Origin of the sequence: Delftia sp. WSY_10 (assembly GCF_043104705.1) — a bacterium.
Lineage (GTDB): Bacteria > Pseudomonadota > Gammaproteobacteria > Burkholderiales > Burkholderiaceae_C > Comamonas > Comamonas tsuruhatensis.
Genome location: NZ_JBICKY010000052.1, coordinates 46,387 through 59,476 on the forward strand (window position 1 = coordinate 46,387; position 13,090 = coordinate 59,476).

Annotated in this window: 12 protein-coding genes; all 12 read right to left on the reverse strand. The window is 65.8% G+C overall.

What is annotated here, in order from left to right:
- Positions 1-98: 98 nt before the first annotated feature.
- The 12 genes from ACF8ML_RS20030 to ACF8ML_RS20085 all read right to left on the reverse strand — a co-directional run bounded on the left by ACF8ML_RS20030 (position 99) and on the right by ACF8ML_RS20085 (position 13,072).
- Complete coding sequence (locus ACF8ML_RS20030; protein WP_016450496.1) at positions 99-485, reverse strand: monovalent cation/H(+) antiporter subunit G; 387 nt, start codon at positions 483-485, stop codon at positions 99-101.
- Positions 482-757 (reverse strand): K+/H+ antiporter subunit F, encoded by a 276-nt coding sequence (locus ACF8ML_RS20035; protein WP_392407751.1) that lies wholly within the window; start codon positions 755-757, stop codon positions 482-484. The genes ACF8ML_RS20030 and ACF8ML_RS20035 overlap by 4 nt, the downstream gene beginning before the upstream one ends.
- The gene (locus ACF8ML_RS20040; RefSeq protein ID WP_016450497.1) at positions 757-1,248 is read right to left on the reverse strand and encodes a Na+/H+ antiporter subunit E; all 492 of its coding nucleotides are present in this window, start codon (positions 1,246-1,248) and stop codon (positions 757-759) included. Before ACF8ML_RS20040 ends, ACF8ML_RS20035 begins: the two co-directional genes overlap by 1 nt.
- On the reverse strand, positions 1,245-3,041 hold the full coding sequence (locus ACF8ML_RS20045) for a monovalent cation/H+ antiporter subunit D (RefSeq protein WP_017404727.1): 1,797 nt from the start codon (positions 3,039-3,041) through the stop codon (positions 1,245-1,247). Before ACF8ML_RS20045 ends, ACF8ML_RS20040 begins: the two co-directional genes overlap by 4 nt.
- Entirely contained in the window at positions 3,038-3,403 is a 366-nt protein-coding gene (locus tag ACF8ML_RS20050; RefSeq protein WP_016450499.1) for a Na+/H+ antiporter subunit C, read from the reverse strand. The genes ACF8ML_RS20045 and ACF8ML_RS20050 overlap by 4 nt, the downstream gene beginning before the upstream one ends.
- Positions 3,403-6,381 (reverse strand): monovalent cation/H+ antiporter subunit A, encoded by a 2,979-nt coding sequence (locus ACF8ML_RS20055; RefSeq protein ID WP_047326832.1) that lies wholly within the window; start codon positions 6,379-6,381, stop codon positions 3,403-3,405. The genes ACF8ML_RS20050 and ACF8ML_RS20055 overlap by 1 nt, the downstream gene beginning before the upstream one ends.
- 139 nt (positions 6,382-6,520) lie before the next feature.
- Complete coding sequence (locus tag ACF8ML_RS20060; protein WP_047326833.1) at positions 6,521-6,922, reverse strand: helix-hairpin-helix domain-containing protein; 402 nt, start codon at positions 6,920-6,922, stop codon at positions 6,521-6,523.
- A gap of 260 nt (positions 6,923-7,182) precedes the next feature.
- Positions 7,183-8,358: a lipopolysaccharide assembly protein LapB gene (gene lapB, locus ACF8ML_RS20065; protein ID WP_016454366.1), complete on the reverse strand. Its 1,176-nt coding sequence runs from the start codon at positions 8,356-8,358 to the stop codon at positions 7,183-7,185.
- Positions 8,348-8,665, reverse strand: a complete 318-nt coding sequence (locus ACF8ML_RS20070) for a lipopolysaccharide assembly LapA domain-containing protein (protein WP_047218011.1) — start codon at positions 8,663-8,665, stop codon at positions 8,348-8,350. The genes lapB and ACF8ML_RS20070 overlap by 11 nt, the downstream gene beginning before the upstream one ends.
- Before the next feature lie 80 nt (positions 8,666-8,745).
- A complete protein-coding gene (locus ACF8ML_RS20075) occupies positions 8,746-9,084 on the reverse strand; it encodes an integration host factor subunit beta (RefSeq protein WP_017404723.1) in 339 nt (112 codons plus the stop codon).
- Positions 9,085-9,174: 90 nt separating this feature from the next.
- The gene (rpsA, locus tag ACF8ML_RS20080) at positions 9,175-10,899 is read right to left on the reverse strand and encodes a 30S ribosomal protein S1 (protein ID WP_255247313.1); all 1,725 of its coding nucleotides are present in this window, start codon (positions 10,897-10,899) and stop codon (positions 9,175-9,177) included.
- 145 nt (positions 10,900-11,044) lie between these two features.
- On the reverse strand, positions 11,045-13,072 hold the full coding sequence (locus ACF8ML_RS20085; RefSeq protein WP_392407752.1) for a bifunctional 3-phosphoshikimate 1-carboxyvinyltransferase/cytidylate kinase: 2,028 nt from the start codon (positions 13,070-13,072) through the stop codon (positions 11,045-11,047).
- Between the last annotated feature and the right edge of the window lie 18 nt (positions 13,073-13,090).

Genomic DNA, 13,090 nt, shown 5'->3' on the forward strand with positions numbered 1-13,090 from the left:
GCAGCCGTGGGCGAATTCGTATGCTGGACAGCTGGCAGTAGGGCTTTTGCCTGCCGCTGCCTGCCGCATCGGCGGGTATTTTCAGGCCCGATTGCGCTTCAGACGTCCGGGTGTTCGGCCGGCTCGTTGCGCACGACGCTGCTCAGCGGCGGCGGCACGTCCTGGCCCGCACGGCGTGCGCGGAACAGGGCTGCACGCATCAGGAAGATGGTCGTGATGGGAACGGTCACCGAGATGAACACCGCAATCAGCAGCGCATGCACGGCCAGGCTCTGTCCGCTGACGGAAAAGTAGATCCAGGTGGCATGCATGATCAGCCAGCAGCCCATGGTGGCGATGATGGAAGGCGCATGCACGCGCTCGAAATAGCTGTCCAGGCGCCACAGGCCCATGGAGCCCAGAAAGGCGATGATGGCGCCGCCCAACGCCAGCACAGCCACCAGGATCTGGCACCACAGCGGCAGCGTGGTGGTTTCCGGCATCATTCGATCACCTCGCCGCGCAGCAGGAACTTGGCCATGGCCGTGGAGCCCACGCAGCCGAACAGCGCAACCAGCAGGGCGGCCTCGAAATAGCTGGTGCTGTCATAGATGATGCCCATCAGCAGCATGGCCAGCATGCCGTTGAGGTACATGCAGTCCAGCGCCAGCACGCGATCCTGGGCGTGCGGGCCCTTGAGCAGGCGCAGCACGGCGCAGCCCATGGCGGCGACCAGCAGGCCCAGCGCGAACATCAAAGTCCAGTGGAACCAGGGCATTATTCGAAAATCTCCATCAGGGGGCGCTCGTAGGAGCGCTTGACGTGTTGGACGATCTCTTCGGGATCATCGACCTCCAGCACATGCAGCATGAGCTGGGAGCGGTCGCGCGAGATCTCGGCCCAGGCCGTGCCGGGCGTGATGCACACGATCATGGCGAGCACGGCCAGGCCGTTGGGGTCGCGCAGTTCCAGCGGGATGCGCACGAAGTTGGCCGGGTGCTTGCGCATGCCCGGAAACAGCATGAACCGCACGACGTTGAAGTTGGACACCGAGGTGTCCCAGACCACGCGCAGCCCCAGGCGCACGATGGTCAGCGGATGGCGCACGCGCACGGGCAAGGGGCGCAGGCCGCGCAGCAGCAGCGGCAGCAACAGGCCCAGCAAGGCGCCCAGCAGGATCTGGCCGCTGCTGAACGAGCGGTTGAGCAGCAGCCACAGCAGGAACAGCGCCACCGACAGCAGCGGCGCGGGCAGCAGGGTTTTCATCATCGGGAATCCTCCTTGCCGGCCGTTGGGCCTGCATCGCCTATGCCTGCGGGCATGGGGGCGCCGCTGGCCTGGGCAGCGGCGCGCGCGGCGCCTTCGGGGCCGGCTTCCAGCCGCGCCTTCTTTTCTGCCGGGCTCGGCTCCGGCTGCGTGCCCATGACGGAGCGCACATAGACATCGGGCGCCAGCAGCGCATCGGCCGCACGCTGCGTGTAGCCCATCAGCTGGCCACCCTGCACGGTGAGCGCCACGCAGCAGGCCAGCAGCACGGCGATGGGCAGGCCTTCGGCCACACGCAACGAGGGCGAGTTCTGCTCCTCGGTCGCCCAGAAATGGCGTATGCCGGCGCGCACCAGCGACAGCAGGGCGAGCAGTCCCGTGGCGATCATCAGCGCCACCAGCACCCAGCCGGCCCAGCCGGCCTGGAAGCCGCTGGAGTTGCCCAGGCCCAGCGGGTTGAGCAGGGCTGACAGCATGGCGAACTTGCCTACAAAGCCCGAAAGCGGGGGCAGGCCGGTGACCACCAGGGTGGCCAGCATGAAGCTCAGGCCGATGAAGGCGGCCGCTGCGGGAATGGCGCGGCCGATCAGCACCTCTTCGGATTCGTCGAGGTTGAAGCCCTCCGTGGGCAGCAGTTCGGCGTTGAGGAAGGGAGCCTCGTCATCCTCATAGGGCTCGCCCGCATCGTCATCCACGCGCCAGCGGTCCACCACGTCGGCGATCAGAAACAGGGCGCTCACGGCCAGGGTGGAGCTGGGCAGGTAGTACAGCAGCCCCGCCGTCAAGGCGTTCTGGCCAAAGCCCGTGGCGGCCAGCAAGGTGCCCGAAGAGAGAACGGCCGCAAAGCCCGCGATATGCGTCAGGCGCTGCGAGCCCAGCATGCCCAGGCCGCCGAAGGCCATGGTCAGCATGCCGCCGACGATCAGCCAGGTGCTGCCGAACAGGGCGGAGGCGCCGGCCTCGGAGCTGAACAGCAGCGTCCACAGCCGCAGCACCACGTAGACGCCCACCTTGGTCATGAGCGCGAACACGGCGCCCACGGGAGCGGTGGCTGCGCTGTAGGCCGGCACCAGCCAGAAGTTCAGCGGCCACATGGCTGCCTTGGTCAGGAAGGCAATGCCCAGGATGGCAGCGGCCGAATGCAGCAGCCCGCGGTCGTCGCTGCTGACCTGGGGGATGGCACGTGCCAGGTCGGCCATGTTCAGCGTGCCGGTCAGGCCGTAGAGCATGGACACGCCGATCAGGAACAGCGACGAGGCTGCAAGATTGATGGCGATGTAGTGCAGGCCCGCCTGGATGCGCGTCCGCCCGGAACCATGCAGGACCAGTCCATAGGAGGCCGCGAGCATGATCTCGAAGAACACGAACAGGTTGAACAGGTCCGCCGTGAGGAAGGCGCCGCTCAGGCCCATCAGCTGAAACTGGAACAGCGAGTGAAAGTGCATCCCCGCGCGGTGCCAGCGGGCGCTGGAGAAGACCAGCGAGGCCAGGGCCACCGTATAGGTCAGCACCAGCATCATGCCGGTCAGGCGGTCCAGTGCCAGCGAGATGCCGAAGGGCATGGGCCAGTTGCCCGGCATGTAGACGCCCAGGTTGACCGGCGCGCCGGCCTGGTCGGTCCACAGCATCAGCATCACGGCCACGCCCAGCCCCATCAGGGTGGATACCAGTCCAAGAGCGAATTTGAGGCGCTGGCGCTCTTCGCGCAGCAACAGCATCAGCGCTGCCGAAAGCATGGGCAGCACGATGGGCGCCAGCATCAGGTGCGGCATGAGACGGGCGGTCAGCTCGTTCATGGCATCTCCTGCTCGGTGCGGGAATGGGCTCCGTCCACATGGTCGGTGCCCGTGGTGCCGCGCGAGGCCAGCAGCACCACCAGGAACAGTGCCGTCATGGCAAAGCCGATCACGATGGCCGTGAGCACCAGCGCCTGCGGCATGGGATCCGCATAGTGCGCAAGATCCTGCGGCACGCCGGCGCGCAGCACGGGCTCCTTGTCGATGGCCAGGCCCTGGCGGCCCATGCTGAAGATGAACAGGTTGACTGCGTAAGACAGCAGGGCCAGGCCCATGATGACCTGGTAGGTGCGTGGGCGCAGCAGCAGCCACACGCCCGAGCCCGTCAGTACGCCGATGGCAATGGCAAGCACGACTTCCATCAGAAACCTCCTCGTGCAAGCGCTGCAGCGGTGGCCTGCTGCACGGCGGCTTCGGCCTCTTCGGCCTGTTGCTGCTGCTCCTCCAGCAGACGGGCGTGGTAGCGGTGGCTGCGCACCGATTGGTGGGCGATGGCCGTCAGAATGAGCATGGTCGCGCCGACCACCAGCGAGAACACACCGATGTCGAAGAACAGGGCGCTGGCGAGATGCACGTCGCCGACGACTGGCAGGGTCATATGGAAGGTGTGGCTGGTGAGAAAGGGATAGCCGGCCACGATGGAGCCCATGCCGGTACCCAGTGCGAACAGCAGGCCGACACCGATCCATCGGCGCGGGAAGATCGGCAGGTGGGCCTCGACCCACTGCGTGCCGGAGATGATGTACTGCATCAGCAAGGCGACCGAGAACACCAGGCCGGCCACGAAGCCGCCGCCGGGCTCGTTGTGGCCGCGCATGAAGATGTAGACGGAAACCAGGGCGGCAAACGGCAGCAGCAGCCGTACCAGCACGGCGGGCACCATCAGGTAGCCCACGGCCGTATCGCCTGCGTTGCGCGGATTGAACAGATCGGTCTGCAGGTCGCCAGGCATGTAGCGCTGCTGCTCGGGCAGGTCCAGCGTCTCGCGGGCCGGGCGAAAGCGCCTGAGCAGCGCATAGACGACCAGGGCCACGATGCCCAGCACCACGATCTCGCCGAAGGTGTCGAAGCCCCGGAAGTCCACCAGCATGACGTTGACCACATTGGTGCCGCCGCCATCGCTGAGCGCATGTTCCAGGAAGAAGGTGGAGGCCCCGTCATAGAAGGGGCGGCTCATCATGGCGAAGGCCAGCCAGGCCATGCCGCCACCTGCAACCAGCGACAGCAGCAGGTCACGCATGCGGCGCGAGCGGGCGCGCAGCTCGGCGGACAGCACGGGAATGTGCAGGCTTTTGTCGCGCTTGGGCATCCAGCGCAGGCCCAGCAGCATCAGCACCGTGGTGGCGACCTCGACGACCAGCTGCGTCAGCGCCAGGTCAGGCGCCGAGAACCACAGGAAGGTCAGGCAGGTGCACAGGCCGGCGCCGCCCAGCATGATCAGCGCCGTCAGCCGGTGGTACTTGGCCTTCCAGGCCGTACCCAGGGCGCAGAGAATGCCCACGGCCCACAGCATCACGAAGGCGGGCGACAGCGGCAGCATGCTCCGGTCGCCCAGCTTGATGCCTTGCAGCCACAGGGGCAGAACGCCAGCCAGCACGGCGGTGCAGACCAGCCACAGCATCTGCCACTGCAGGCGCATGGTGGACAGGCGCCGGCGCGACCAGCGGCCCAGCAGGGACAGGCGGGCCAGCAGATTCTCGAAAACACGCTGGCCGCTGAGCGTGCCCACCAGCGGCGCGGTATCCATATGGCCGGCCTGGCGCTGCCAGCGCAGCAGCATGTACAGCAGGATGCCGCCAATCAACGCCACAAGGCTCATGATCAAGGGCATGTTCCAGCCGTGCCAGATGGCCAGGCTGTACTCGGGCAGGTCGCCGCCGACCACAGGCGTGGCGGCCGCTGCGAGAAAGCTGCCCACCGCCCACGCCGGCAGCATGCCCACCACCAGGCAGGCCAGCACCAGCAGCTCGACGGGCACGCGCATCCAGTGCGGAGGCTCGTGCGGGTCGTGCGGCAGGTCGGTGGCCTTGGGGCCGAAGAAGACGTCGATGGTGAAGCGCAGCGAATAGGCCACGCTGAACATGCCCGCCACCGTGGCGGCCACCGGCAAGGCCGTGCGCACCCAGGGAGCGGCATCCAGGTAGACGGTCTCGGCGAAGAACATTTCCTTGGACAGGAAGCCGTTGAGCAGCGGTACGCCCGCCATGGCCGCACTGGCCACGCAGGCCAGCGTGGCCGTGATGGGCATCATGTGCCGCAGGCCGGAGAGGCGGCGGATGTCGCGCGTGCCGCTTTCATGGTCGACGATGCCCGCGGCCATGAACAGCGAGGCCTTGAAGGTCGCGTGGTTCATGATGTGGAACACCGCAGCCACGGCGGCCAGCTTGCTGTTCAGGCCCAGCAGCAGCGTGATCAGGCCCAGGTGGGAAATCGTCGAATAGGCCAGCAATCCCTTGAGATCGTGCTGGAACATGGCCAGATAGCCGCCGATGAGCAGGGTTGCCGCGCCGGCTCCGCCCACCAGCCAGAACCAGGCATCGGTGTCACCCAGCACGGGCCACATGCGCGCCAGCAGGAACACGCCGGCCTTGACCATGGTGGCGGAGTGCAGATAGGCCGACACCGGCGTGGGCGCGGCCATGGCGTGCGGCAGCCAGAAGTGGAAGGGGAACTGCGCACTCTTGGTCAGCGCGCCCAGCAGGATCAGCACCAGGGCGATCAGGTACAGCTGGTGGTCACGCACCTGCTGGCCGGCGATGAGCACGTTGTCCAGGTCATAGCTGCCCACGATGTGGCCCAGCACCAGCATGCCGGCCAGCATGGCCAGGCCGCCTGTGCCCGTCACCGTCAGCGCCATGCGCGCGCCGCGGCGTGCATCCTTGCGATGGTGCCAGTATCCGATCAGAAGAAAGGAGAAGAGGCTGGTCAGCTCCCAGAAGAAGGCAATCTGGATGATGTTGCCCGACAGCACCACGCCCGCCATCGCGCCCATGAAGGCCAGAAAGAAAGAGAAAAAGCGCGGCACTGGATCGGCCGGCGACATGTAGTAGCGCGCATACAGCACGACCAGCGAGCCTATGCCCAGCACCAGCATGCAGAACATCCAGGCAAAGCCGTCCATGCGGATCACCAGGTTCAGTCCCAGTGCCGGCAGCCACTCGATCTCCTGGCGCAGCACTTCCCCATCGGCGATCTGTGGAAACAGCAATGCGGTCTGTATGGCACAGCCCAATGCGATCACGCCGGCCAGAGTCGACTCCGTATTGCGCGCATTGGCGGGCAGCATTGCGGCAATCAGGCTGCCGATGAAGGGTAGGAGTATGAGGGTGATCAGGTGCATGGGCGGTCCATTTTACGGGCAAGGTTTTTTGCTTCGCTATGAAAACCTGAGCATGTTTCAGGCTATGGCCGCGCATACCCCGAGGGTCGTACGCATGAAAAACCCGCCGAAGCGGGTTGGATAGAGACAGTTCGCGTCTTCAGGAGGCCGAGCCGGCCTTGGCTGGAGTGGCCGGCTTTGCCGCCTGCTCCTTGGTCGGCTTGGTGCCCTGGGCGGCCGTGTCCTTGCCCCCCTTGGTCGCAGTGTCCTTGGCATCAGGCTTGGCGCTGTGGCCTTTGTAGCTGCTGCCGTTGACAGTCAGGCCTTCGCCCGAAAACTTGGTGGCTGTCGGTTCCGCCACACCCTTGACCCGTGCGATGAAGTCGGGCCAGTCCTTGAAGGGGGCGGATTTGCGTTCCTCGAGAATGCGTGCCGACATGGCCGGGCCTATGCCCTTGATGGATGTCAGTTCGGCTTCATTCGCCTTGTTGGCTTCCACAGCGGCCAAAGCCATCACGGACCACAGCAGCGCAATGAAGCCAGCCATCAATTTTCTGAACATACAAACCTCCTGATCCCTCAATGTTGAGGGCCGCAACATTGCGACCCAGAAGCATCTTATGCAGGCCTCTGGCGTGCCGCCAGGCAGTCGCGGGCTCCAGGAGGCCGGCGCAGGCACGGCCGCACGCGCCCAAAGCCAATGGCCACGCGCCCTCCAGGGCGGTTTCTAGGAATACTCTGAAAATACACTGGCCATGCCGTGTTTGCCAATGGGGGTGACGCGGTGTCGGGGATAAGGCCGCCTTTCGCCATCCCGGCCCATCACAGCTCCTCGACGCGCCGGGCCGGGTAGCTGTCCCAGCTCTGGCAGCCGGGGCAGTGCCAGAAATGCTGGCGCGCCTCGAAGCCGCAGGCCGCGCAGCGATAGCGGGTCAGCGGTTTGGCGGCGTGGTCCAGCGCGCGTTGCACGGCTGGGTGGTATTGCTCCTCGGACAGTTTCTCGCCAGCCAGCCACTGCGCAGCAGCCACCAGGGAAGGTTCCCGGTCCAGATGCTGGACCAGGCGGGCGCGTCCTGGTGCCTTGGTTTCACCATCGGTGCTCTGTTCTTCAATTTGAGCGTCCAGCGCAACCAGTGCCTGCAGCAGGTCCAGCGAAGGTGCCTGGGTGTATTGCTGGCTGAGCAGCTGGTGGACATGCTGGCGTTGGCCCGTGGCGGCTGCGATGTCCACAAGCAACTGGGCTGCCAGCGGCAGCGCGGCGGGGGACTGCTCGGCCAGGCTTTCCAGCGTTTGCAAGGCCTGGGCCGATTGCCCCATGCGATGCTGCAGCTGGGCATGCTCCAGGCGCGGTCGCGCAGCCTGGGGTGCTGTGGTGATGGCTTGCTGCAGCCGCTGCAGCGCCTCGGCCTGCTGGCCCTGCGTGAGCAAGGACTGGGCGTCTTCGCACAGGTAGTGCGCCAGCCGGCCACTGAAGTCCCCCTGGTTGGCATCCTGCATGCGGCGAGCAATGGCGGCGGCCTGTGTCCAGTCGCGCGAGCGCTCGTAGATGGCCAGCAGGGCCAGGCGGGCCTCGGCCTCGAAGGCCGTGCCTTCCAGGCGGCGCAGCGCGTCCTCGGCGCGATCGAGCAGGCCTGCCTTCAGAAAGTCCTGGGCCAGCGCGTGCTGGGCGCGGTCGCGGTCCACGCGGCTGAGGTCGCCGCGCGACAGCAGGTGCTCATGCACGCGCACGGCGCGGTTGTATTCACCGCGGCGGCGAAAGAGATTGCCCAGGGCGAAGTGCAACTCCGAGGTGTCGGGGTCGTTCTGCACGGCTTCGATGAAGGCGTCGATGGCCTTGTCCTGCTGCTCGTTGAGCAGGAAGTTCAATCCCTTGAAGTAGGCCTTGGGTGCCTGGCGGTTTTCGGCGCGGATCTGCCGCAGGTCCCAGCGCGAGGCCAGCCAGCCCAGCACGAAGGCCACGGGCAGGCCCAGCAGTATCCAGCTCAGATCAAATTCCATGCACGTCGCCCGGCAGGATGGGGGAGGGGGGCGCCTTGGGCGCCGTGGCTGGCGCCGCTCCTTCGGCTGCAGGCGCGGTGCCCTGGGTCGAGCGCGCGGCATTGCGGTGCTTGAGCCAGCGCGGCACCATGCCCAGAACGCCCACGATCAGGCCCAGTGCAAAGGCCGCCAGCACCACCAGTACCAGCGGCGCAGTCCAGGAGGTGCCGAAGAAGAAGTGCACCGTCGCGTCCTGCTGATTGTTCAGTGCGAAGGCGAACAGCGTAAAAAAAATGGCCGCCTTGAGCAGCCACAGGAAGTACTTCATGTGTTCCCTTGTGTGACGGGAACGATTCTAGAGCCTGGCGGTGACGACGGCAGCAGTGCGCGCAGCCGGCAAGCCGGCTTTCAGGCGGCAGGGCCGGTGCCTGCGGAGCTGGCGGCAACCGTGTCGGGCGCCGCGCCGGGGCGCAGGTCCACGGCTTCGCGCAGGGCCTTGCCGGGCTTGAAGTGCGGCACGCGCTTGGACGGAATGTGGACGGCCTCGCCGCTGCGGGGATTGCGGCCCATGCGGGGCGGGCGGTGGTTGACCGAGAAACTTCCAAAGCCGCGGATTTCGATGCGATGGCCGCGCACCAGGGCATCGCTGACGGCGTCAAGAATCGTCTTGACGGCCTGCTCGGCGTCGCGCTGGCTCAGTTGGCCAAAGCGTGCTGCGAGTTCTTCGACGAGATCGGATCGGGTCATCAAGGATAGGAATCAGGGGTTGAAATGGCGACGGGCGCCCGGAGGCACCCGTCGCATCCGACCTTCAGCGGTCAGCAGACTGGCTGCAGATTACTTGTCGGAGTTGTCCAGCTTGGCGCGCAGCAGGGCGCCCAGGCTGGTCGTGCCGGCGTTTTCCTTGGCCGACTGGGCGGACAGGGAAGCCATGGCTTCTTGCTGGTCAACCTGGTCCTTGGCCTTGATCGACAGCTGGATGTTGCGGGTCTTGCGATCCACATTGACCACCACGGCGGTGATCTCGTCGCCTTCCTTCAGCACCGAGCGGGCATCTTCCACGCGGTCAACGGCGATTTCCGAAGCGCGCAGGTAGCCGACGATGTCTTCGCCCAGATCGATTTCAGCACCGCGTGCGTCCACCGTCTTGACCTTGCCCGACACGATCTGGCCCTTGTCGTTCACGGTCACGAAGGTCGTGAAGGGATCGCTGTCCAGCTGCTTGATGCCCAGGGAGATGCGCTCGCGCTCGACGTCCACGGCCAGCACGATGGCTTCGACTTCCTGGCCCTTCTTGTAGTTGCGCACGGCAGCTTCGCCGGGCTCGTTCCAGGACAGGTCGGACAGGTGCACCAGGCCGTCGATACCGGCAGCCAGACCCACGAACACGCCGAAGTCGGTGATCGACTTGATCGGGCCCTTGACGCGGTCGCCGCGCTTGGTGTTCTGCGCGAACTCTTGCCAGGGGTTGGCCTTGCACTGCTTCATGCCCAGCGAGATGCGACGCTTGTCTTCGTCGATCTCCAGCACCATGACTTCGACTTCGTCACCCAGGGTCACGAGCTTGGTCGGAGCAATGTTCTTGTTGGTCCAGTCCATTTCGGAGACGTGCACCAGGCCTTCGATGCCGGGTTCCAGCTCGACGAACGCGCCGTAGTCGGCAATGTTCGTGACCTTGCCGAACAGGCGGGTGCTCGAGGGATAGCGGCGCGAAACGCCCATCCACGGGTCGTCGCCCATTTGCTTCAGACCCAGCGAGACACGGTTCTTCTCGGTGTCGAACTTGAGGATCTTGGCGGTGATTTCCTGGCCAGCCTGCACGACTTCCGAAGGATGACGCACGCGGCGCCATGCCATGTCGGTGATGTGCAGCAGGCCGTCGATGCCGCCCAGGTCCACGAACGCACCGTATTCGGTGATGTTCTTGACCACGCCTTGAACGATGGCGCCTTCCTTCAGCGTTTCCATCAGCTTGGCGCGCTCTTCGCCCATCGAGGCTTCGACCACGGCGCGGCGGCTCAGCACCACGTTGTTGCGCTTGCGGTCCAGCTTGATGACCTTGAACTCCATCGTCTTGTTTTCGTACGGAGTCAGGTCCTTGATCGGACGGGTGTCGATCAGCGAACCGGGCAGGAAGGCGCGGATGCCGTTGACCAGCACCGTCAGGCCGCCCTTGACCTTGCCGGAGGTCGTGCCGGTCACGAATTCGCCCGATTCCAGGGCCTTTTCCAGAGCCAGCCACGAGGCCAGGCGCTTGGCGGTGTCGCGCGACAGGATGGTGTCGCCGTAGCCGTTTTCGATCGAGCCGATGGCGACCGACACAAAGTCGCCCACCTGGACTTCGATTTCTCCCTGGTCGTTCTTGAATTCGTCGATCGGCACATAGGCTTCCGACTTCAGGCCAGCGTTCACGACGACGAAGTTGTGCTCGACGCGCACGACTTCAGCGGTGATGACCTCGCCAGGACGCATTTCCGTGCGTTGCAGCGATTCTTCAAACAGGGAGGCAAAAGATTCAGACATGTATTTCCTTGCCCGCAAACAGGTTTCCGTTGGCACCATTGCCAAGCGTTTCTAGGACTGTTTGCGGAGGTGTTGTGGGTTCAACCACGGGGTTGGAGTCTATGAACCTCGGGCCGTACACGGGGCGGTGCCGCCATGTCTGGGCCCTGAGGGCGGGTTGCCGACCGTGCGGCGCAACTGGCAATCAGTCGCGGCCGAACGGCTGGCGTTCCTGCCACCATGAAAGCACCTGCTCTGCCACCTCTTCGATGGAAAGCTCGGAGCTGTCAAGCAGCATGGAATCCTGGGCGGGCTTGAGCGGTGCAACGCTGCGGTTCATGTCCCGCGCATCGCGTGCTTCAAGGTCTGCCCGAAGGGCGCTTATGTTAGCGGCAATTCCTTTGGAAATCAACTGCTTATGCCGGCGCTCGGCGCGACAGGCGGCGGAGGCCGACAAATAGACCTTGAGGGGAGCATGGGGAAAGATCACCGTGCCCATGTCGCGGCCATCGGCGACCAGCCCCGGCAGCTGCTGGAAGGACAGTTGCAGGTCCACCAGTGCATCGCGCACGGCCGGCAGGGCCGAGACGCGCGAGGCGTTCATGCCCGACTCCTCGCTGCGCAGGATCAGGGTGACATCCTCGTCGCCCAGCCAGATGCGCTGCTCGGCATCAAAGCGCACGGGCAACGCGCGCGCCAGCGCGGCAATCTGCGGGGCGTGGGATTCGTCCAGCACCATGCCGGCCCGCGACGCGGCCAGTCCTGTGAGGCGGTACAGCGCGCCTGAGTCCAGCAGGTGGTAGCCCAGGGCCTCGGCCACCTCGGCGGCGATGGTTCCTTTGCCGGAGGCCGTGGGGCCGTCGATGCAGATCACGGGAATGCGCGCGCGGGCCGTCTCGCAGACCGAGAACAGGGCCTCGAAGTAGTCGGGGAAGGTCTTGGCGACGCACTTGGGGTCTTCGATGCGCACCGGCAGGGCGGCCGGGTTGAAGGCCGCCAGCGAGAAGCACATGGCCACGCGGTGATCGTCGTAGGTGTGGATGCTGGCCGCGCGCCATGCGGCGGTGGATGCGGGTGGTGTGACGCGGATGAAGTCCGCGCCTTCCTCGACTTCGGCGCCCAGCTTGCGCAGCTCCTTGGTCATGGCCGCGATGCGGTCGGTCTCCTTGACGCGCCAGCTTGCGATGTTGCGCAGCGTGGTCGTGCCATCGGCATACAGGGCCATGACGGCCAGCGTCATGGCGGCATCGGGGATGTGGTTGCAGTCCAGGTCGATGGCCTTGAGCGGCCAGGCGCCGCGGCGGATGCGCAGCCAGTTCGGGCCTCCCTCCACCTCGGCGCCCATGGCGCGCGCGGCTTCGACAAAGCGGATATCGCCCTGGATGGAATCCAGTCCCACGCCGAGGATGCGGATGCCTTCGGCGCTGTCCGAGGCGATGGCGCCCAGTGCGATGAAGTAGCTCGCCGACGAGGCGTCTGCCTCGACATGGATCTCGCCCGGCGAGCGGTAGCGACTGCCGGCCGGGATGGTGAAGCGCTGCCAGTTCTCGTTGTGCACGACGATGCCGAAGCGGGCCAGCAACTCCAGCGTGATATGGATGTAGGGCTTGGAGATCAGCTCGCCCACGACTTCGATGGTGATGTCGCGCGTGGTGGCCAGCAGCGGCAGCGCCATCAGCAGCGAGGTCAGGAACTGGCTGGAGACATCGCCACGCACCTGGATGGGGCTGTGCGGCAGCTGCGAGAAATCGGGCTGGCGGATGTGCAGCGGAGGAAAGCCCTCGTTGCCCAGATAGTCGATGCGGCAGCCGAGCTGGCGCAGCGCATCGACCAGATCGCCGATGGGGCGCTCATGCATGCGCGGCACGCCGCTGAGTTGGAAGTCGCCGCCCAGCACGGACAGGGCTGCCGTCAGCGGCCGCATGGCCGTGCCGGCGTTGCCCATGAACAGCTCGGCACTGGCGCCGGAGGGCAGGACGCCGCCCAGGCCGGTGATGCGCACAGGCTGGTCGGCGGTGATGGCGGTGGGCTCCACCGTGCAGCCCAGTTGCTGCAGGGCCTGGAGCATGACGCGCGTGTCGTCCGAGTCAAGCAGGTCGTGGACCACGGTCGTGCCCTGGCTCAGCGCTGCCAGCAGCAGCACGCGGTTCGAGATGCTCTTGGAGCCTGGCAGGCTCACCGTGCCCTGAGCGCGGGAAAGAGGGGGGATATCGAGGAAGGCGGTACTGAACATGGCAATTCGGAGGCAAAC